Source organism: Deinococcus sp. QL22, assembly GCF_023370075.1.
Lineage (GTDB): Bacteria > Deinococcota > Deinococci > Deinococcales > Deinococcaceae > Deinococcus.
In genome coordinates this window covers 347,230-367,186 of sequence record NZ_CP097150.1, presented here as the reverse complement: position 1 = coordinate 367,186, position 19,957 = coordinate 347,230, and the positions used below count along the sequence as shown (strand labels likewise).

The 19,957-nt window shown below is 54.2% G+C and carries 22 protein-coding genes and 2 pseudogenes; 16 read left to right on the top strand and 8 right to left on the bottom strand.

What is annotated here, in order from left to right:
- Positions 1–5: 5 nt before the first annotated feature.
- Genes M1R55_RS17815 through M1R55_RS17805 form a run of 3 tightly spaced genes read left to right on the top strand, consistent with a single transcriptional unit; the run spans position 6 to position 3,446 of the window.
- Positions 6–1,643 carry a PEP/pyruvate-binding domain-containing protein gene (locus M1R55_RS17815; protein WP_249394276.1) on the top strand — a complete coding sequence of 546 codons (1,638 nt, stop codon included), beginning with the start codon at positions 6–8 and terminating at the stop codon, positions 1,641–1,643.
- Positions 1,627–2,673: a hypothetical protein gene (locus M1R55_RS17810; RefSeq protein ID WP_249394275.1), complete on the top strand. Its 1,047-nt coding sequence runs from the start codon at positions 1,627–1,629 to the stop codon at positions 2,671–2,673. Before M1R55_RS17815 ends, M1R55_RS17810 begins: the two co-directional genes overlap by 17 nt.
- A complete protein-coding gene (locus tag M1R55_RS17805) occupies positions 2,670–3,446 on the top strand; it encodes an alpha/beta hydrolase (protein WP_249394274.1) in 777 nt (258 codons plus the stop codon). The genes M1R55_RS17810 and M1R55_RS17805 overlap by 4 nt, the downstream gene beginning before the upstream one ends.
- A 7-nt stretch (positions 3,447–3,453) precedes the next feature.
- On the opposite strand, the gene M1R55_RS17800 is transcribed toward M1R55_RS17805, so the two are convergent.
- Complete coding sequence (locus M1R55_RS17800) at positions 3,454–3,732, bottom strand: dihydrofolate reductase family protein (RefSeq protein WP_249394273.1); 279 nt, start codon at positions 3,730–3,732, stop codon at positions 3,454–3,456.
- Between the two features lie 60 nt (positions 3,733–3,792).
- Between M1R55_RS17800 and M1R55_RS17790 the strand changes: the two genes are divergently transcribed.
- Positions 3,793–4,964, top strand: a protein-coding gene (locus M1R55_RS17790) for an IS3 family transposase (RefSeq protein ID WP_371827197.1) whose coding sequence is annotated in 2 segments (ribosomal slippage) — positions 3,793–4,075 and positions 4,075–4,964 — 1,173 coding nt in all. Because the reading frame shifts where the segments join, the coding sequence is not laid out codon by codon here.
- On the opposite strand, the gene M1R55_RS32210 is transcribed toward M1R55_RS17790, so the two are convergent.
- On the bottom strand, positions 4,923–5,354 hold the full coding sequence (locus M1R55_RS32210; RefSeq protein WP_371827196.1) for a RibD family protein: 432 nt from the start codon (positions 5,352–5,354) through the stop codon (positions 4,923–4,925). The two genes, M1R55_RS17790 and M1R55_RS32210, sit on opposite strands and share 42 nt — an antisense overlap.
- 352 nt (positions 5,355–5,706) lie before the next feature.
- Here M1R55_RS32210 and M1R55_RS17785 point away from each other — a divergent pair, with 352 nt between their 5' ends.
- Entirely contained in the window at positions 5,707–6,609 is a 903-nt protein-coding gene (locus tag M1R55_RS17785; protein WP_249394271.1) for a hypothetical protein, read from the top strand.
- Between the two features lie 1,105 nt (positions 6,610–7,714).
- On the opposite strand, the gene M1R55_RS17780 is transcribed toward M1R55_RS17785, so the two are convergent.
- The 3 genes and pseudogenes from M1R55_RS17780 to M1R55_RS17770 all read right to left on the bottom strand — a co-directional run bounded on the left by M1R55_RS17780 (position 7,715) and on the right by M1R55_RS17770 (position 9,417).
- The gene (locus tag M1R55_RS17780; RefSeq protein ID WP_249394270.1) at positions 7,715–8,005 is read right to left on the bottom strand and encodes a hypothetical protein; all 291 of its coding nucleotides are present in this window, start codon (positions 8,003–8,005) and stop codon (positions 7,715–7,717) included.
- 142 nt (positions 8,006–8,147) lie between these two features.
- Positions 8,148–8,966, bottom strand: a pseudogene (locus M1R55_RS17775) (IS66 family transposase).
- On the bottom strand, positions 8,899–9,417 hold the full coding sequence (locus M1R55_RS17770) for a DUF6444 domain-containing protein (RefSeq protein WP_249394269.1): 519 nt from the start codon (positions 9,415–9,417) through the stop codon (positions 8,899–8,901). The pseudogene M1R55_RS17775 and the gene M1R55_RS17770 overlap by 68 nt, the downstream one beginning before the upstream one ends.
- 125 nt (positions 9,418–9,542) lie before the next feature.
- On the opposite strand from M1R55_RS17770, the gene M1R55_RS17765 reads away from it, so the two are divergent.
- The 4 genes from M1R55_RS17765 (at position 9,543) to M1R55_RS17750 (ending at position 12,584) form a co-directional block, all read left to right on the top strand.
- A complete protein-coding gene (locus M1R55_RS17765; RefSeq protein WP_249394268.1) occupies positions 9,543–10,343 on the top strand; it encodes an MTAP family purine nucleoside phosphorylase in 801 nt (266 codons plus the stop codon).
- A 103-nt stretch (positions 10,344–10,446) separates the two neighbouring features.
- Positions 10,447–10,977 carry an HIT family protein gene (locus M1R55_RS17760; RefSeq protein ID WP_249394267.1) on the top strand — a complete coding sequence of 177 codons (531 nt, stop codon included), beginning with the start codon at positions 10,447–10,449 and terminating at the stop codon, positions 10,975–10,977.
- A 220-nt stretch (positions 10,978–11,197) separates the two neighbouring features.
- Positions 11,198–11,722: a redoxin domain-containing protein gene (locus tag M1R55_RS17755; protein WP_249394266.1), complete on the top strand. Its 525-nt coding sequence runs from the start codon at positions 11,198–11,200 to the stop codon at positions 11,720–11,722.
- Between the two features lie 346 nt (positions 11,723–12,068).
- Positions 12,069–12,584 carry a DUF3592 domain-containing protein gene (locus tag M1R55_RS17750; RefSeq protein WP_249394265.1) on the top strand — a complete coding sequence of 172 codons (516 nt, stop codon included), beginning with the start codon at positions 12,069–12,071 and terminating at the stop codon, positions 12,582–12,584.
- Positions 12,585–13,467: 883 nt separating this feature from the next.
- Here M1R55_RS17750 and M1R55_RS17745 read toward each other — a convergent pair.
- The 3 genes and pseudogenes from M1R55_RS17745 to M1R55_RS17735 form a co-directional block, all read right to left on the bottom strand.
- A complete protein-coding gene (locus tag M1R55_RS17745) occupies positions 13,468–13,749 on the bottom strand; it encodes a hypothetical protein (protein WP_249394264.1) in 282 nt (93 codons plus the stop codon).
- Between the two features lie 237 nt (positions 13,750–13,986).
- On the bottom strand, positions 13,987–14,538 hold the full coding sequence (locus tag M1R55_RS17740; protein ID WP_249394263.1) for a M12 family metallopeptidase: 552 nt from the start codon (positions 14,536–14,538) through the stop codon (positions 13,987–13,989).
- Between the two features lies 1 nt (position 14,539).
- Positions 14,540–15,543 (bottom strand): annotated as a pseudogene (locus M1R55_RS17735) (IS4 family transposase).
- A 241-nt stretch (positions 15,544–15,784) separates the two neighbouring features.
- Here M1R55_RS17735 and M1R55_RS17730 point away from each other — a divergent pair.
- The 7 genes from M1R55_RS17730 to M1R55_RS17705 all read left to right on the top strand — a co-directional run bounded on the left by M1R55_RS17730 (position 15,785) and on the right by M1R55_RS17705 (position 19,798).
- Entirely contained in the window at positions 15,785–16,438 is a 654-nt protein-coding gene (locus M1R55_RS17730; protein ID WP_249394262.1) for a nucleoside deaminase, read from the top strand.
- A 382-nt stretch (positions 16,439–16,820) separates the two neighbouring features.
- Complete coding sequence (locus M1R55_RS17725; RefSeq protein ID WP_249394261.1) at positions 16,821–17,300, top strand: hypothetical protein; 480 nt, start codon at positions 16,821–16,823, stop codon at positions 17,298–17,300.
- A 470-nt stretch (positions 17,301–17,770) separates the two neighbouring features.
- A complete protein-coding gene (locus tag M1R55_RS17720; protein WP_249394260.1) occupies positions 17,771–18,223 on the top strand; it encodes a hypothetical protein in 453 nt (150 codons plus the stop codon).
- A gap of 43 nt (positions 18,224–18,266) precedes the next feature.
- Positions 18,267–18,401, top strand: coding sequence for a hypothetical protein (locus tag M1R55_RS31770; RefSeq protein WP_256566013.1), 135 nt, complete (start codon positions 18,267–18,269; stop codon positions 18,399–18,401).
- A gap of 145 nt (positions 18,402–18,546) precedes the next feature.
- Positions 18,547–19,044, top strand: coding sequence for a hypothetical protein (locus tag M1R55_RS17715; RefSeq protein WP_249394259.1), 498 nt, complete (start codon positions 18,547–18,549; stop codon positions 19,042–19,044).
- Positions 19,041–19,436: a hypothetical protein gene (locus tag M1R55_RS17710; RefSeq protein WP_249394258.1), complete on the top strand. Its 396-nt coding sequence runs from the start codon at positions 19,041–19,043 to the stop codon at positions 19,434–19,436. The genes M1R55_RS17715 and M1R55_RS17710 overlap by 4 nt, the downstream gene beginning before the upstream one ends.
- Positions 19,433–19,798, top strand: a complete 366-nt coding sequence (locus M1R55_RS17705; protein WP_249394257.1) for a hypothetical protein — start codon at positions 19,433–19,435, stop codon at positions 19,796–19,798. Before M1R55_RS17710 ends, M1R55_RS17705 begins: the two co-directional genes overlap by 4 nt.
- Positions 19,799–19,957 lie beyond the last annotated feature (159 nt).

The window sequence follows — 19,957 nt, the reverse complement described above, 5'->3', positions numbered from 1 at the left end:
GAGATATGCTTCTACCCGCGTTTCGAACCCTTGTATTGAATGAAGCCCTCGACATATCAATCTGCGGCGGCAAGGCGGCAACACTCGCCCGACTGTTGCAAGCGGGCGTCCAAACGCTTGACGGCATGGTGCTCACCACCGAGGCTCTTGATGCGTTCCTGACTAGCGTCGCCGCGCCCGTCGACAGCGCTCGACGCGGCGACGCAGCCGCCTGCGCTGCCGTCCGTGAAGCGCTACACGAGGCCATATGGCCAGACGATACCCTCCACGCACTCCGCAGGGTGTTCGAACAATTCGAAGGTTCTGTCGTGGTGCGATCTAGCGCTGTCAGTGAGGATGGTGAGCACGCCAGTTATGCTGGTATCTTCCTGTCCAGCGTGAACGTTCGCACGTTCGGCGAGTTTCTCGCTGCGGTGCGGGAGTGCTGGAGCAGCGCCTTCGGCGTACGGGCTGTATCGTACGTCAGTCGCGTCGGTGGAACCCTGCCGCGCATGGCTTTGCTTGTCCAGCCTTTAGTAGAATCCGCCGTCTCTGGTGTCGCTTTCGTGCAAGGGCATCAACTTATGGCGACGATGGCCTACGGGCTTTGCGAAGGCGTAGTGAGTGGTCGCGTGCCAAGCGACACGATTCGAGTTTCTGGACGAGGAGAACCCCCAGTCGTCCAAGTGGCCGCGAAGACACACTGCCGATTGGCAAACACGCACCCGTGGGTTTACCCCGAAGGTCGGCAAACCCTTTGGCCTTGGGTCAACGACACCTTCCTCGGCATTACCGTACAAGGAGTCGACGCGCGAAACGCTGTGCTGCACTGCCAATTGCATGGCGCGCAACCTGCCATAAACGAACCCGCTTTAACGCCCGTCGCCCTGCAGGCGCTAATTGGGGAATTATACCGCGTCGCCCACGACGTGCTCAGGCAGGATTCTGTGGACTTCGAATGGTGTGTGGACATGAAAGGGCGCCTGCACGTGTTGCAAGCCCGGCCTGTCACCGTGGCGATGGCAATGGAGAACATAGCCACAAGCGAGGATACGTTACATGACGTCTTTCGAGGATTGAGCGTTTCACCAGGAGTTGGCAGCGGTATTGCGCGTGTCATACGCAGTGACGAAGACCTCGAGCGCCTGCGTCCTGGAGACATTTTGGTCACTGATTGGATTCATGACTCCTATCTCAGTGCCTTAAATCGTGCCTCCGCTTTGGTCATCGCCGACGCCACGCCGCTCAGTCATTGCGCCATCATCGCGCGGGAGTGGGGCATTCCGTGCGTCGGCGGTGTTCCCTTTGGCTTGCTTGCTGAAGGGCGGATGTACTCGATTAGTGGCGACTCAGGGCGCATTCAGGAAGGCAGTACGGGCGCACCTCAGGCGGCCACCGCTCCAGCATCAACCAAGCGGTCATCGACATTGCTGCTTCCTTGGCTACTTACCGCAGTCGACGAAGTCAATGCCCGGCCTGAACGTCGCGCTGTTCAGCTCGCCGCACTCCGCGACTTGCTGCACTCCGCGACTGATCTTAATGACAACGGGGTGGAGGAGTACATCAACGATTTGTCTGACCTGCAAGTCAAAAACGTCGCCATCGGTCTCGTCCATGCAGCACGTACACAGCAAACGGAGGCGCGTTATGAGTTGGCGCATTGAAGGTGACACCGTCATCGCCGAGGAAGGTACTTTCGGCACTCGGGTGATGTACGACCTGTATCAAGCTGGCTTGAATGCCGTCCCGCAAGTGCTCCTTGACGAGCAGCAACCATACGGCGTGCCCCTTAGCTTTTCGCGCTTGCGGTTGTCCAAAGACCAATTCATGCGCGTTCACGGATCGTTACGGCAACGCGTGCGATCCGACTCGGCCTTCAATACCCGCCTGCGCCACCTCGCTTGGTCCTTGCTGCGTGATTTTACGCGGGAAGTACTCTGCTTCGAGCGTGCTGTGGCGCGTGCCGAAGTTACCCCTGCAGTCTTCGACCGCGCCTGGTCAGCTTATGTCCACGCGCTCAGCCTGAATGAATTCAACGGGGTGCTGCCTCTAGAGTGGTACGAGCAGCAGCTCGCTACACTTCCCACCGAAACCCCGGTCAAACGCGACGACTTCGCTTACTCGGAAGTTACGCCGCACCGCATAAGACTTCGAGTCGCCAAGCTGCGATTGGCAGAACGGTACCTTCGAATCGGATTAACCGAGCAGGACGTGTACGCATTCATCGCCAATCATGCTTACCTCGACCCAAGAACCGACAGCGTGCTCAGACACCCACTTGAAAATCCAGACGTGGTTCGGATTGAGGCGGTTGAGCTGAGTAGCGGTCAAGAGCCAAACGATCTGCGAAACAGCATTCGGGAGCTGCTGAGCACGCGACGTCTTGCCAAGCGCCGCTATCACGAACAATTGCAGCGGGTTGACGCCGCCGCGGGGGAAGCGGGCTGGGCGGTAGCGCAACGGGTCACGCTGCTCAGCAGTTTGTCGTTGCTCTCCTTCGCGGTGACTGAGGAAGAATACCGTCACATCTGGCAAGACCGCTTCCAACGCGCGCTGGGTGCTGTGCTCCGTGGCCTCGAGATGCCTGCACAAGTGGCTCCGGACGATCTACGAGCTGCCTTGCGTCAACGTCCGCATTTCACCCCTGACCTTCCTGCCCGAGCTTACTTGCTGGCGCGGTACCACAGCGCATGAGCGGACCCGCCGGAGAGCATTTCTTTAGTGAAGTGATTGACGGGTCCGCCTTGCGCGGTGTGTGGCACGAGCCGTCCAAGCGGAAAGCTCGAGCAATTTTGGTCATCTCGCACGGCCTTAACGGCGAACGTGTGGATACGCATCGTCTTCTGGTCACTGCAGCGCGAACGTGGTCACAGGCAGGTTTCGTCACTTGGCGGTTCGATCACCGAGGGTGCGGCTTGAGCGATGGGGAGTTCTTTACCTCGCTGCCCACATTCCGCGCTCAAGACCTTCAGGCTGTAGTTTCTCGAGCTCGCCTGCAACACCCGAAGCTTCCTGTAGTCCTGCTCGGATTCAGCGATGGCTGTCGCAGCGCCTTGCTGGCGGCAGACGAGGTCAATCCCGACGCTGTGGTGCTGTGGAGCCCAATTCTCCAAGCGGCGCAGGCTTCCGGCGAGCCGTGCGCGATACCACCTTGGCAACGCCATCCTTATCAATCTCGTGCGTTTGTGCGGCCATTTCTGGGTCATTGGTTAGGGCATGCCTACATACGAGAAACGCAGGCGTGGAATGCGCCCCGCGTTCGCCCGCCCATACTCGTTCTTTCCGGCTCAGAGGACGCCGACGTCGTAGCCTCCATCGAAACCCTGCTAACGGCGGAACTCGTTTCGAGGCAAGTCGTGGTGCGCGCCGCAGGTCATCTGTATGCCAGTCCTGAAGCGTCTGCTTATCTGATACGAACAACGCAAGCGTGGCTTACCGATTTGATGGCGTCGCAGGAACCCGCGTGAGCCGCATTCAGCTGAGCACATCTGCTTCTACAATCATGTCGGTTCCCAACATACGTGTACGTACGTTCCGTAACTCCGGCCAGGTTCCGCCATTGCCCCCCAACGCTGTTGTTCCTGCGGCGAGTCGGGGTGCGACCGTTACAGCGAGGCGGTCGACCACGCCTGCTTGCAGGAATGACACGAGCACGCTCTGCCCGCCCTCAACCATCAGTTTTCGGACATTCCGGTGCCATAGGGCGTCGAGCAAGGCGTGCACGTCGGGTCTACCAATTGAGTCGGTACTCACCCTGATCTTGCTAGGGTTCTGTGGAGGAGGAGTTCAGTCTGACCGACAATGGAGACTGACATGACCGCCAGTAAAAACCACTACACCGCCGAGTTCAAAGAAGAAGCCGTGCGTCTGGTGATCAGCAGCCAGAAAAGCTGCGCTGAGATCGCCCGCAACTTGGGTGTTCCACCGTATTTAGTCGTACGCTGGAAACAGCATCACGAGCAACAAGGGGCGGTGGGCCGCCCCCAATTCACCGGACGCGGCGTCGCCGCGTTGAGTGAGCAGGAAGCGCGGTTCAAGAAGCTAGAACGAGAGCTGGAAATTACCCGTCAGGAACGCGATATTCTGAAAAAAGCACTGGCCTTCTTCGCCAAAGACCACTAATTTACGGGTTCATTGAGCAGCATCGGCATGAGTACAGCATTGAGCGGCTGTGCAAGACGCTCGGTGTCGGGGTCAGTGGCTATTTTGCGTGGTGGAGAAGGCCCAAAAACTGCTATCGGGTGGAAGACGTCGCTCTGACCGAGGCCATTCGAACCATTCATCAAGTCAGTAGGGGCACCTACGGTGCCCCTCGTGTCCAAGCCGCACTCGTGGACGAGGGAAAACAGGTCAGCCGAGCACGAATTACTCGGCTGATGAAGGCAGCGGGACTGAAGGCTCGCTGCAAGCGGAAATTTCGCGTGACCACCAATTCAAAACACCCGCACCCAGTGGCCGAAAATCTACTGAATCGCGAATTTGTTGCCGAACAACCCAATCAGAAATGGGTGACGGATATTACCTATTTACCCGTGGCTGAGGGCTGGATGTACCTCGCTGTGGTGATGGATCTGTTCTCTCGCAAAATCGTGGGTTGGGCCATGCGGGCCACCCTGCAGACCGAGTTGGTCGTCGCTGCGCTGGACATGGCACAGCAGATTCGGCGTCCTGGACAAGGATTGCTCCATCATTCGGACCAGGGAATTCAATATGCGAGTCGCGAGTATCGACAAGCACTGGAGCGCCTCCAGGCGCTCCAAAGTATGAGCCGAAAGGGAGACTGCTGGGACAACGCGGCGATGGAGAGCTTCTTCGCCACCCTCAAGCTGGAACTGGAACTCGACACAGCACAAGGAAACCGCGCTGACACACGTAATCTGGTCTTTGAGTGGATTGAGGTGTTTTACAACCGCGAGCGTCGTCACTCTAGCTTGGGGTACCGCTCACCGACTCGCTTTGAGCAACACCGCGCCACACTGAACTGATCCTCCACGAAGGCATTGCAATATCACCCGAATGACTCGTGCACCCGCGTCTTCAAGCCGTCGCTGGGCTGCTGCGCACGCGGACGGCGTCGTCACGATCCAAGGGCGGTGCGACGGGTGCTGCCATAATCTTGCTTGCTCAGGGAAACGTAGACGGCTGTCAAGCACCACCGGCTGCGGATGGTCGCCTTCGACATAGCGCACGGATAACAGTGGGTCATCCGCGATCAAGGTGCCGACACCGATCAAGATGGCATCGTGTTGCGACCGTAACGTATGGGTCCATCGCATGCTTTCCTTGCCACTCAGTAGCAGAGGTCGACGATCGGGCCCAGCAATGCTTCCGTCCAAACTTTGAGCGTAAGTCAACAACACTTCTGGCCGCACCATGTCACGGCAGCATACGTGAAAAGAGTAGGGCAACGCGTACAGGGCACACCTGCGCAGTAAGGGAGGAATAATGGAATTTCGGCGGGTTCCCCGACTTTCGGTACACGCGGACGGATTGACGTACGACCGCGATGGTTTAGATTGCTTTCGCGTTACGCGAGCACATGCTGCAAACGCCTTAGCGCCGCATTTATCGGACGTTTGTTACGCCTTACTGTACTTTTACGAGCATTACGCCCTCGTAGACCATAACGTGCGCCACTATCCCCGCTTGCCATTCACGTACCAACTCGATCAGCACGTTTTGGAGGAAATGGGCCTTGAGTTATGCGCAGTTACATGCCATGGACGCTTGAGTGATGTGGTTCAGCACCATATTGACCAGGGTCTCCCCGTTTTAGTTCCTCACATGGTGAATCTGTTTGAAAAATACGTGTCGAATAATTCAGACGATGTCATGAAAATCACTCTCGTCAGCGGTTATTTACTAGGAGGGGGCGCTTTTCTGATTCACGATGGCGGTACTACGGACTTCTTCCGACACCTCAAAGTGTTCGTGCCTACCGCTGGCGTCGAGCACGCCGAGAATGCAGAGACAGGCTGGCTGACGGCCGTTGATGGAGCGGATTTGCAGCGCCAGTTGGGAACCGATTGGTCCCCGAACGGCAATGAGTACCGTTTCGATCATCGTGGCCAAGGTGTACCGCTGCACTGGATCACTGGAAGCGTATACACCGAACACTTGATTCCCGAACAACAATTGCGTGACGATCACGAGCGTTGCCGCGTAGCCGCTCCTACTATTGTGGATCAAGTGTTCGTGCTCAAGCCACTTGAAAGTGGCTTGCGTCTTGATGTGCGATCTGCGTTGCTGCGTCTCGTCACGCTCGCACAACAGGCACAACAGAATTTGCCCGAGCTCCTGGCCGCGAAAAGCCAAACATTGTTATCCCCACGATACCTCGGGAACCGTCTAGGGCTGGCTCAAGTCAAAAGCCAACGTATCCTCGTAGGCGCGACAGCCAACTTAATGCACGTCGCGGGCGTTCCGGAATCAGAAGTGAAGGAATTTAGACGGAACGGGTTGGCTCTCTGCACTTTATGGAAGGAACATTTTGTTCGTCAGTCGATCGACGCTCAGAGAAATCAAAGTACGTTACGACGAGAACTAGTGCAAGATGTCAATCTCATCGCTTCGGAGGTGAAATTTCTAGAATCTATTCAAAGGAAAGCGCACTGGTTTCATAAAATTTGAGGCCTCTTGGTACAATCTGGAACAAAATCTAACCAATGTGTAGTAAGTAGGTGAAATAACAGGAATAGTGTAGATCGATCGGCTCAACATGTACAGAACCGTTATCGCATGAGTTCAAAAGTCTCATGCACAGAAATTTAGATTGTTCATCGGTAACTGCTCAGCACACAACGACCTGTTGTGCTAAGTAGTTACGACAATCTTTTGATCGCTTCACCAAAATTTCACTACGAGGTTTTGACATATAACTATCACTACGATAAAGGTCTGAATATTGAACCTATCGACCTTGAAAAAAGCAGTTGTGAAAACTACATCTAATTCGCGTACAGGAATTTTATTTTCGCTCTTGAAATGTAATAGATTGGAGTCCTATGGATAGGGAAAGAGCTCTCGTGCTGATTAGACATCTCTCGAATCCATCCTTTCTTAAGGACGCATCAGATAAAGAAGTTTATAAAATGTCTGTAGAACTAGGGTATATCACAGGACACCCAAAGCCTATAGACGTATTATTTCATACTTTTTTTGAAGAAGATCTAGAAGATGGATTGACTCTAACGCCGGAATTTCTACTTGATTTTATGGTAAAAACGGCTAGCACTAAAAATTAGCGGCAAATTACTAATACTTAAGAAGTGTTATACTAACACCGACTAATAGATGTTAAGTAACCACTCGTTACAAAGTTAAGTTTTGTAATGAGTGGTTACTTAACAGCAATTCAAAATGATTTCGTTTAACCACATTGTGTGTAGATATTCGATTCATCAATAGGGTGAATCCAAACCTGACCATCTCTTTCTCTCCATTTGACCACTACTCTCGGATTTTCCAGACAGTTACGATATGCTTGGTCAATCAACTTTAAGGGCGAGAATAATTTATTAAGTAAATATGCCAATTCCAACAATCACAATGGTTGCTAAGATAACTACTGCTTTTCGACTCACGCTGGCTTTCTAGGGGTCAAAAGTCGGAAGTAGTCAGCAGAAGTCGGCTCTCATGGGGTGTTGTCTGCGATGAAAAATCTTTGGAACCAACTTACACCCTCAACAATACTGCAAATGCTCCGGCTGGAGCCGGGAGCACCGTAAGCTGTTAATTACACAGACTTATCAACGGTAACAGAGGAAATATAAGTCTCTATATAGGGCGTAATCAGTTCATCTACTTCGTTCTCCGAGAAGTGCAGAGGGCCAAAAGCTTGATTCCATTCACTTAGCTTCATTGTAACTGCGTTAGGTATTTTAAAAGCTTGCGACAACGTTCCTGCAAAGATAACAGGATTTGAACGGCTATATTCACCGCTTGCCAGATTTCTCAGGAGCTGCAGCGTCTCAATCCCAGCTAAAGCTTCTCTCCTAACATTTGCAACCAATTCGTTATTATTCATAACCAACTCCTGCGTCACTTCTAAAAACTAAAATTACTCGAAGATTACTCGTACCGTGCAGTAAATTTTGTGACCACTTAGCACACGAAGGTAGGCATAAGGACGTCATTGCGAAAGATACTGACCAGGCCGTGCCAGATATTCATCCCTGCTTGTGAAGCGTGGAAGTATAGCTACGAATGCGGCAGAAATTCATGCCACCTCTCACTGAGCGAAACCCACCGGAGACTTTGCGTTTCACGCACGCCATCCGAATGTCCCGCTCCGCTTGATTGTTGTCAAACGGCACCTCTTCATAGTCAAGGAAGCGCAGAATTGCTTCGCGATGCCTCTGACACCGCAGTGCCAGGTTGCGTCCCCGGGTCTGCTTCACCCGACCCCGCTGTCCAGGGATGGGTTCCGCTGCTGGGTTGGATGCCAACCCAGCTTGTACCAACGCGTCGAACCGCGCCAGGAACGCTGCTTTTCCCGCCAAGGTCAGGGTACCTGCTTTGTTCTCGTGGTAGACGCGTTGCATGGCGCGGCGTAGTTCCCCTGCCCAAGTTTGTCCATACCCTTCTGCCGTGCCGCCATTCCCTCAGAAGATGGGCGTTGCACAGGGCATGTTGTCAGGAAGCTGGAAATAGATGCTCCAGGCGTCATGCATCAAGGTGCCCCTAAACCGGGGAAGGACGTCCATGTCCTTCAAAGCCGCGTACCCGCGCTGCTGGTGATGCCCGTACAACGTGAGCTGCTTGCAGCTCACCACATGCATCCACGCCAACGTCCCATTCACCTTGCTGCCGGTCTCATCCGCGTGCAGGACAGGTTCGCTGAGGAGCGCAGCTTTGAGTTCAGTCTCAAAAGCAGCCAGACGCCCAGCAGCCACATTCAGGTTGAGAGCAATGGTGCCATCACTGAGCTTTGCTCCACAGACGGCTTCCAGAATGTTTGCTGTACGTTTGAGCGGAACGAAGTGCACCGCGTTGAGGTAAACCGCCAGTCCATGGATGCGGGGCCATACTGCACTTGACCAGGAACGTGAGTTGGAAAGAAGCCTGCTCGCGGTGATGACAGCTCGGACACACCTTGACCTGGGCGCGGTACTCCACGGCATGAAGTCGAATCTCTGGCAGGTCCAGAACCTGCCGCGCCAGTTCATCGCTGACGATCACCGTGTCCCAGGCTTGACCACAACCACAGTGCCCGGTGACAGGAAGCGTGACGATCTCGTCAGGGTGCTCGACTATCTTCAGCGTTTTGCCTGGGTGACCCGGTTGAGCGCCAGAAGACCGGCCGGTCTTCTGGCGCTCACTCTTCGGCGTCCAGGGCTTGTCCTGGCTCGGAGGTTGATGCGAGGTTGTGCTGTTTAGCCCCAGACGCGCTTTGATCTCCTGTAACTCAGCAAGCACTTTGGCCAGCTGAGCTTCCAATTTTTTGCAGTTCGGGCAGGCGTCGTCGGAGATGTCCCTACTCTACCTGCTCCACCCAGTCCAGGCCCCCTGCTGAGCAGTCACGTTCATCGCAGCTATTTCCAGTCGGACAGAACGAGGAATATATGAGTAAGATTGCGATTATTGGCAGCACAGGCTTAACATCCGGTGACTTTTTGGAATCTGAGGAACCTTGGAAGGTAAAGACGGCAGATGGACTCGTCACAGGGGTTCGAGGGGATATCGGTAACCACCAGTTGTTCTTTTTGAGCCGCTCGAATGGTAGAAGTGGTATACCCGCGCATCGCGTAAATTACCGAGCTAATCTTCTCGCGCTCAAGGAACTCGGCGTAGAGTACATTCTCGCGACGGCCATGGTCGGCTCACTGAGCACCTTCATTCCGGTTGGTACTTTCGTAGTGCTCGACCAGTTTCTCGATTTCTCAAAGCTGCACCGCACACTTTTTGGTTCTGAAGGATTCGCGTTTGTCGACATGACAGACCCCTACACACCAGAGCTTCGAGAGGCTTTTATTTCCGCATTGACGGAAGGAGGTTACCCGCACAGGTCGACAGGTACGTATGTCATGGTGGATGGGCCCCGTTTCGAAACCAGAGCGGAGATTGAGATGTTCCGAAGGCTGGGTGGCGACGTCATTGGCATGACCGGAGTGTCCGAGGCGATCATGGCCCGTGAAGCCGGTATCTCGTATGGATCGCTTGCCGTGGTCGTGAATATGGGCGCTGGGCTCAATCCTAAACCAGTCACACGCGAGGAGTGTTACAACGAAACTGTGCGCCTTTCTGATATTACCAAGCATGTTATCAAAAGAGTGGTTCTAAACTTTGACCATGTTAAGCCAAACAGTGCGAAAGATGCTCCGTCTGATTATATATTAGCCGATCCACTTGATGTATTAGTGTGAATGCGAAGACTTTGAGCCTCTAGGAGCATTTACAAGGGCGGTACAACAACCTCTAACCTTCAAACCCTCGATTGAGGAAGGGCTTAACGCGCAAAGGGTTTGTATGAATGATAAAAAGTTGTCAATCATGCGCTGGGAAGTTCATCCGTGGTGGTGTCCAGAGGAGTGGCAGGGTCTGTTGGCTGGTCAGGACTGCCCCATGTGTTCCGATGGTCATCTTGAGAACAATCAGCACAGCATTTTAATTGCGCGGATGAGGAGGAGCTATTTCAGGCTCTTGAGAAACCAAAGCGTTGTTGGAGCGTGTGTAATCATCCTCGAACGTCACGCTAACGAGCTGTTTGAATTAAATGCAGTTGAGCTTTGCGAGTTTTGGGGAGACGTCGCTGAAGCGGCTTTAGCAATTCATACTGTGTGCAGCGCAGTGAAAATAAACTATTGTATTCTCGGTAATATGATTCCCCATATCCACTGTCACTTAATTCCCCGATATTACGGTGACGACTTGGCCAAGCCGATTAAGCTTGGAGAACACGAAAGTATTATCGAAGCGTCGGAGCTGATTCATCTGGTTCAGCGATTACGCGGGAATCTACAAAGTGGCATTGGAGGGCACCAAAAATCCGGGGGCTAGTAATAAAACATTTGACATTATAATGCATTGGGGAAGGTGTGCTTGATCCAGCCATAGATCTCTTTTAAAGAGACGGCATCAAGTGCGTCTCCAATAGCTTGTTATACGTCTTGTAGGGCTCGTCGATTCCCTGCCCTGACGAAGGCTTTGATCTTGGAGAACAGCATCTCAATGGGATTGAAATCACGAACACGCACCCGTCCTCCAGCCCCGACTCCAGGTGGGGGAGACCGCGCCCGATTTCATCCTCCCGGATCGCTATGACAGCCAGCTCCGACTGCACAGGCTGCGAGGACAACGGGTCTGGCTGACCTTCAACCGTCAGAGCAGCTGCGTCGTGTGCCATGCCCGGCAGGTCGAGTTGGCGGCCCTCGCGCCCCTCCTGGCCCAGCAGGACATCCAACTCGTCTCGGTCTGGAGCAGTTCAGTGAGTGCGCTGCAAGATGGCCTGAGACAGGTGTCGCTGCCCTACCCGGTGCTGGCCGATCCCACCGACGCCACCTACGCCCGCTACGGCTTAGGCCACAGTCTCAAAGGGGTGTTGGATCTGCGCCATCTGAATGCCCTCGCACCACACCTCCGGCACCTGAACCCCATCACCCTGCACGATGAACGCTTCCGCATGCCTGCCGAATTCCTCATCAGCCGCACCGGAGAGATCGAGCACGCACATTACGCCCGGTATGGAGCCGACTGGCTCCCCACCCACCAGGTGCTGAACTGGGCCATGCAAGCGACCTATTGATAACGTCTGAAGTTGAAAACGTTGGGCAGCGTGTATGAGAGTCAAAGTTTTCTTCTTCGTAGCCTACCGTCTTTAAAAGGATGATTTAAACTTGTGACGTTATCAATATTTTTTGCTGGGGATGGACGATGAAGTGGTGTTTTTCCAGCCGCAACCTGTTCTTCAGCCTTATACAGCGGTAAGTGGACGCCGAAAGAGTGATGTGCCTGATGTTCTGATCTGTGTGCGTTTCTGACAACCGCTTAGGAAGAAGCCTTTGCGCTGACGCTTCTCCCAAAAAGTAGAATGGACTTCCGGTGTACATCGCCTCATGTGAGGCAAGCACACCAAGGTGTCGCGACGTCTGATGGGCAAGGCCAGTGTGATTTGTTTCACTCAGGAGGGTATACATCTGCACATCTTTCAGTTGATTCTCGTTTTGATTTCTTTAAGTGGATTTGCATGGTTGTTTCTGCCAGGTCTTATTCCACCACTCATGGATTATATAGAAACACTCTCCTATAAACAGACAGAGGGAAATATATCGCGCCTTGAAGTTAATTTGCCACAACATTGTAAGATTGAGTTTTCGTACACAGTTCTTGGAGATCAGTACACATCTGACTCAGTGGGGGAACAGCTTCTGCTGGCTTCCTCCAACTATAAAACGCCGCTTTGCCAAATGGTTGAATCAGATTTAGTCGTAGGTCAGCCGATTAATGTCAGGTATGATTCCAAGAACCCATCACGAGCGGTTGCATTGAACCCAATACCCTGGTCTTTTATAGTATTCACACTCATTTTTTTGATGGGAATTTCGATCACCCTTATCAATTTTATTCGTCAGGTACACTCTGCCGTGACCCCCCTGAGAAAACCCTGATCACCTGGCAAATTTTAGAGGGCTGTTGCTTGCCTATTAATCTCGGCCAAGGTTGGCAACGCGTTCTGCTATTCACTTGTTGAAGGAGAAGCAAAGTTCCGCACTGGGACGACGCTCTTGCCCTCATCGAGTTGCCAACTTATGCCGAGATCCATACTGGTACTCCGTTGACTTGTCTCGATGCTACCAGAAACACGTTGTTTTTCGCAGTTTGGATCAATCGACCTCAGTGATGAACACGGCCTCTCACTCGTTCAACCGGCTCAGTCAACGGAGTACCACTATTGATGACGGCGTAAATGCGGGTTGCTATCTTGGATGAAGTATGGTTCCTTGGCACCCCTCCAAGTACACCCGCGCCCAGCTCGAAGAACGACGACTCGCCGCCCTGCCCGTGACCCAAGCTGGTGGTCAGACCAATCACTTAGCAATTTGAGAAATTGACGTCTCAGTGGGCGGGAAGGTGTGCCAGGAAGCTGAAAATAGTTTTCTCGGTACTCCATTGACTGAGTGCTGTAGACAAGTAGAAGGCTGTATTTATCGCGGCAGTCAAGCAATTTAACTTGCACAGAACTGCATGTTTCAGGAAGCATTGGAGCAAATCAACGGACTACCAATAGTTTGCTATGCATCTCCGTATCCGTAACGAGCAATCGACGGGAACCCTATTGAGGTTCCCGTCGGCACTTTTTCCTTTGTGAGGAAAAGTTTTATTCATTTCCCACAACGCCGTGGCTGGTGCAACACAGCGATACTGCAAACATGAGTTTAGCTGTTGCTGGGATCACTCGCTCAGGATCGGCTGCTGCGGTGGCGAGAGTTCAAAGCAGTTCTGCCGAGCGCCCCTGAGATCTAGAACGAGAAGGGCAAGGCGGATTGTTGCTTAGCTGCCGAGAATGCCGTCAAGAATCATGAGGGCACCGTCTGGAATGGGAACGGGTGGAAAATCAAACCTGGCAGGTTTCTCACCAATGACACAATTGTATGGGTTTGTGGGCGTCGGATCGGCACAGGTAAACATATACGATTGGCCCGCCAAATTCTGATACATCCCACTGCTCACTTCAGACCCAATAAAAGTATGTTGAGCCACAAAAGCTTTGCCTGCGGCAGACGCTGCGAACTGCTCACCCGTCATGTTGAGCGTTGCAAGGTAAGCACGCATGAAGTCGTCCCTCGTGATTAGGTAGATGCGTGGTGACCCAGTGTTCCCCACCAACTGAAAGATTTTACAAGCCTCACGAAGGCATCCATTAAGTTCTGACTGAGCGGTTCGTGGAACCAACGAGTAGCGTTCACAAGCGGTGAAAACGAGGAGTCCCGCCGCAATCACAGTAGTCTGAACCAGCTTGCGAGCAGAAGAGGAGCGGTGCGGTGTCAAAGGTGTCATGCAGAGTTCCGCCTAAGGTGTGACAGGGTACAGAACACGCAGGCCATCGCTGATGTCGGTTTGCGTGAGCGTAGCACCGCCTAGAGAATTTGGATTGCCGACCCAGCGTCCGGACGGACGGCTTGCCTTAGCGGAGATATTCCCACCATAGTGCATGAGGCTGCTGTAATCGTATATGTCGTTATGTTGACCCATTGCACACAATTTATTGTAGTTGAGGAAGTCCCACCAACTGTAGTTCAGATCAACGAAGGTGTCACGATCACAGCGTTGATGCTCGTGATTCAGTCCAACAACATGCCCCATTTCATGCAGGATCAATCCGGGCGTAAAACAGTCCCTGTCGCGGGAGATCAGTAACAGAGGCACCAGCCGTTGCTGTGAGTAGCCAATCGGCGCAAAACCACAGGGGCCGAATGGAATACTGTTCACAACTTTGATAGTTGTTCCACCTGTACCGGGTACCCATTTCGGTTTATTGCTCACGACCGCATTCCAGTTGGCAATCGTGTTGTTAATCGTGTCTAGTTCTGTGCCAATTGTACCAGTGATGGTGTAGTGCACCTCAGCACCTGACACTTCGAGAAACTGACGTCCCAGTAGGCGGAAATGGGGTACTCAAGAGCTTCATGTGGATCCAGAAGGCATCCCTACCCCATCGAACCGCCTCACTGAGCGCCATCCACCCAGTCCGCACCTGACTTCTGATGAGTCGCCCTCGGTTGTCAAACCTCTTCGAGATCTGAGGCTGATCTTCCACCCCAACCCGGGCCATCCACGCCAACGCGATGCACAGCAATCCAAACAGCCTGGAAATCCGGTCGGCAGCTGTCATATGCGTGGCTTCCAAGTTGAGCCCCCTCGATTTAAGGGCCGAGAACGCGGATTCAATGCCCCACCTGAGCCGGTATGTGTGAAGAACGTCCCTGACGGGCAAATCCGAAGCGACAATCACTCTGTCCCCCATGGGGGACAGAGTGATGACGACGTGCATCCAGCCGCCGTACACCCACGTCCGCTCGAAGAGCGTCCGCACGTCACCGGGTTTCAAGTCCGAAAACAGGTCACGGACAAGTTCATCGTCAATGCGAGTGTTTTCTCGGATGCGCAGACACTGCCGAATTCGTCTCCAGCGCAGGAAACGGCACCATTCCTGTCCGACGAACTCTCGGTCGGCGATCAGCACCGCCCAACGTTTCGCGGGCAGCACCCGAAGGAGCCGGGCTACCAGGAGGATGCGGGCCGCCGTGCAACTGTTCCCCTGATGCGGGAGGACGTTCCACACCAGTGGGATCACAGCACCGCCAAGAATGGCCCGAGGACGAGAAAATTCAGAGGAGTCTGGCCGTAATGCCAGGTTGTACGATCCATGATCAGGGTGAGTTTGCCGTTAGGCAGCAAGGGAAGCAGGACGTCACAGACGTCCTGCGGGGTGAGTTGAGCATCATGAAACACCCGTGCCACGACGCGAGTTTTGGACTCCAGGGTGGCCTCCCGAGGCAGATGGAGCGCGATCTTGCGATGCAGTGTGGATTCGGCTTGGAGGAGCGCCAGAAGTACTTCGGCCAGCCGCTTCAAAGCGTCTAAGCGGCGGTGCGGGAGGCGGGTTTTCAGATGGGCGGCCAGCGTGTCAGCATGGAGTTGGGCGGTTTCGGTGTTCGTCACAGACTCTGATATCGCCCTTGGCCTTGCCACACTGCGTCTAGGACGCCATTTCCCGCAAAGTTTCAAGTGCTGAGTATTCGTTCAGTTGGCCTGCAGCGTCATTTTCTCGCACTTGATTGCCCGTTGATCGGTAGACTCACAACCCATGAATGCTCCGGTGGCGATAGACCCTTGGCTGCTCGCTCTTGAAGAAGCAGTGGCCGCTTACCGACAGGGATCCGTGCCTGTTGGCGCAGTCATTGTTAGTGCTAAGGGTGAGGTGCTAGCCCGTGGACGCAACCGCCTCTCAGAGCCCCGAACCGTCCAGCACTTCATTGCCGGCAACGATTTGGCTCATGCCGAAATCAATGCCTTGTTGGCCCTGACCCACACGCAACGACCCGCGGTCTACGGGCATACGCTGTACACCACGGTGGAGCCCTGCCCTCAGTGTCTGGGGGCCTTCGTGATGTCTCCTGTGCGTCACTTGGCCTTTGCCGCGCTTGACCCGTGGGCAGGCTGCACAGAGTTGTTGACCTCGCACCCCTACTTCCGTCGAAAATCATTGATGGTGACCCGTGCGCCGACTTGGGTGCAAGAAGCGAGTGCTCTCTTGCTGCTGGTCTCGATTTTTGAAGACGGAAAGGCGCTGACGTCTCCGCTCATTGAGGCCTTTCGGGAACACGTGCCTGATGTGGTGAACCGGGCGTGGCAGCTCTTTCAGGAGCAGGCGGTTCGTGCAGTCATCTCAGAGACGTCTGATATAGATCGCGTGCTCCAGACTTTGCTCGGCCATGCTCCGAAGGAAGAATTTCAATGAGCGCTGCCTCCCTGTACCACTTGAAACGTTAGGTGCCGTGCGAAGGGGAGTATCAAAGTTTGTGACAAGGTCTGAAACCGTCTTGCAGTATGTGAGTAGGCTGACCACCGATCTGAACACCTGTCTGCTCCACCGCAACATGCAGGCGCTTCAGCGCCTCTGCCTCCCACTAAGACGTCAATTTCCCGAAGTGTCAGGTGCTGAGCGGTAGGCCAGTAGATATTTATTGGAAGGAGGGGGCAGTGGTCATAACTCAATTTGGAGACAAAACCAAAATTATTACTGCTTATGGACCACCCTACACGGCTTATGTAGATTTGATACGGTTTTCCAATGACTATAAGAATATAAAACCAGGAGAGTGGTACTGGGGATTCTCAAGGTGAATCAAAGCATCAAAGACCTCATCCAGCTTATTGTAAGTAGCGACGTTGAGACCCGTAAGGACTACCTTACTAAAATAGGCGAAGTTTTTACCAACCAGATTTCTGAAATAACTGGACATACTATTAAAATTTTTATTTATTTTGTTGATGCGAGAGCAAAAAGTATCGCGTGTACGTTTTACTGTGAAGGTTCTTTTCCATTTGATCTGTATGAGGGAGTATGTTCGGTCTCAATTGAAGACGACTTGTCCCCTTCTTCTAGTTGCCATATTTTACCATTTTGGCAAGATAAACGTGTCATGGTGATTGATGGAATCGAGAGTTACATATATGCGCAGGTTGCCTTAGACGAAAATTACAATACGTATATTAAAAATGTGTTGTGGAATGCAGATTCTGAGCGGGAATGGGAATCCCATACGAAGCCTAGAAAAAATTTATACGAGCATGTAGAACGTATATACGATGATTACTAATCTTTAGTATAATAGAGGTGTGGGGTTAGATTTAATCTAACCCCACACCTCTATTATACCTTAACTGCGGCTGAGCGTAAAAAATCAAATCCGCTGTGAAACCCGCTTGAAGGCTGACTGAGATTGTGTGCAGAGACTGCTATGGTAATCGGTTGACTTGCTGGCTCATTACCCCCTATCAGCGGTGGTTCTGGGATTTGACACCATCAGCTAGACCAGCTGAACACCAAGAGGACGCCTTGTTCATGGCATTGCTTACCGCAGTCAACGGAGTACCACGGTACTCCGTTGACTCTTGAACAAAAAGATGTGCAGCACGCAAGCACAGCCACCATCTGAATAGCCCAGAACCACGTGTAGGGCACTGCCTTCCCAGAAGTCAACGGAGTACCAATAGACCCCCCTACACAATGTGGATGCTGAGCATCACATCTTCGCTTGCTCCAGGAAAGACCGTGCTACAAGGAAGCATGTCCTTCGTTCTGGCCTCCCTGCTGTCACTGACGGCTCAAGTAACGCCCACCATCTCTGTCGGCAATGCCCACACGCCCAGCACACTCGTGAACAGCCTCGCAGTGAAGCGGAACTGGACACTCGAAGACAATGTGTTCTGCCGGAACCGCGCTGCCTCCAACGCGACCATTGCTTATCCTCAAAAACCAACGTCAAAGCTGAAGTTCATCAAGACATTTGGCTTCAGGGGTACGGTCAACGCCAGCTTGGAGCGCAGCGTGTTGGATATAACGAACGTCGGTTTTCAGGTACCCTTTCCCTGGAACGACGGACAGTGGCTGAGTCGGCAATACACGGCGCAGAGCACCCCCCGGTTCACGTATCTGCTGGAAATGCAGGATCGGCCCCGCCAAGAAGGCACTTACAGCACGCTTTCGAGCGTGTGTATCACCGTCTTCGGAGTGCGCTGAACGGTCTACAACACACCGCAACAAGCCCACTCTAGGCATCAGCATGGACGCCAAGTGGCCTCACCTGTGGCACTTTGTGGCCCTAGGCCGCATCCACCCGGATCAGATCAATACGCCGATCCCTGCCTCAGCCGCCGTGCAGAACCCCACGTCCACCGCGTCCAGCATCCCGAACTAAAGCTGCTGATGCCCGATCGGCGCGGTTGTCCTAGCCTCCCGGCAGCAGCACCAACAAGACGTTTGATCCGGGAGAGGCGCTGCACCGACCACGTTTGGCCCGCCTCCCGAACCCCGCGTCACCCCAGCCCCCTCACTCTGAAGGCATGCCCCCCACTGCCGCCGAAATCCGGCACGCCCCCGTCTCCACCCTCTTCACCTTCGCTCTGCCGTACTTGGAGCCCCTCGGCAACTGGAGTCTGTCCGCCGCTGCGGGTTACAACTCCCATCCAGCGCCGCAGCACTGGCATGTCGAGATCAACTTCAGTTGCGTCTCCGTTGATCTCACCGTGCGTGACTGCGGCTATGACGAGCGCCGGAACAACTTCCTCTTTGCCCTGATGCATGACGCCGGACGGCTCGGCGTGCATCTCGGCCTGGGCCTGGCGCGGGCCACCAGTTCGTACGACGATCCCTTTGAAGGACAACCCACGCTCGAACTGCCTGCCCGCTACCGCGTGACCGGAACTCGCGGCACGCAATACATCTCCTGCGATGCCGAAGCCCCCGAAGACGGCTTGCTCCAAGCTTTCTTGCTCCTCCTCGGCGGGCACGGCGAGGAACGCTTCGGCGGCATCCCGTACGTGCCGGAAGATCACCGATGACGCCCACTGCATCTGAGTTTCAGTGGATGCTCTTGCTCAGCCCGACCGACCTCACCACAGCTTCGCCGTGTGCTGTGGACTTCTGGAGCTTGACGCGCGAACTCCTGCACCGCCCTGGGGCCACGCACACCCTCCTGATCCAGCAAGAACACCGCTGGACACGCCAGACCTGCGCACTCAGCGCCGGCCAACTGCATGTCCCCGGCCCAGACCATCTCGACGCCCTGCTCTCCTTGGCCGCCCTGTATCTGGAGCACCCTGCGGTCGATCCCCGGCAACCTCAGCAGACCTCGAATTGGCGCAGCACGCACGTCGCCGTTCTGTACCGCCCACCCGGACAGCCGGCACAACTCCACGTACTCACCCTGTTCGCGCCAGCTGACGCCCTATGACTCGGTCTCTCCACGAGCCGTACTTGCTCTCGCTCCTGCCCGCGGACTGGCGCACTCCTCCCGGCCATAAGTTCCGCCCCGGACGGTTCATCAGTACCGCTGAGTATTACCGCACCTGGTTGGAAGCCGCGCTCGCCGCTGGTGACACCGAAACCCTCGTCTCCGTCCAGGGTCAAGCCCCCAAACGCCCCCTGCGGTGGTTCGCTCCAGGCATCTCCATGATTCACCTCGGCCATGAAGATCGAGACGGCCAGCGCTGGCAGCTCTACCGCTTCCCCGTCGCGGCCGCCCTCGCTGCCCTGGACTTGGACCTCGTCCACTTCGTGACACCCAAGAACGCACGCCTCAAACCCCTGAGTTGAGACCGCTTGAAAACAGACGTCACCCCCAGCTGGGGGTGACGTCGGAATCCTGGATGGTGGCTCAACTCCCCAGTCGAGTCACCGCCGCCCGCTCACTCTACCTGATCTGCCCACCTCAACGCCGCTCTTCGTGTGCCGCCAACACCCCACCATCGACGA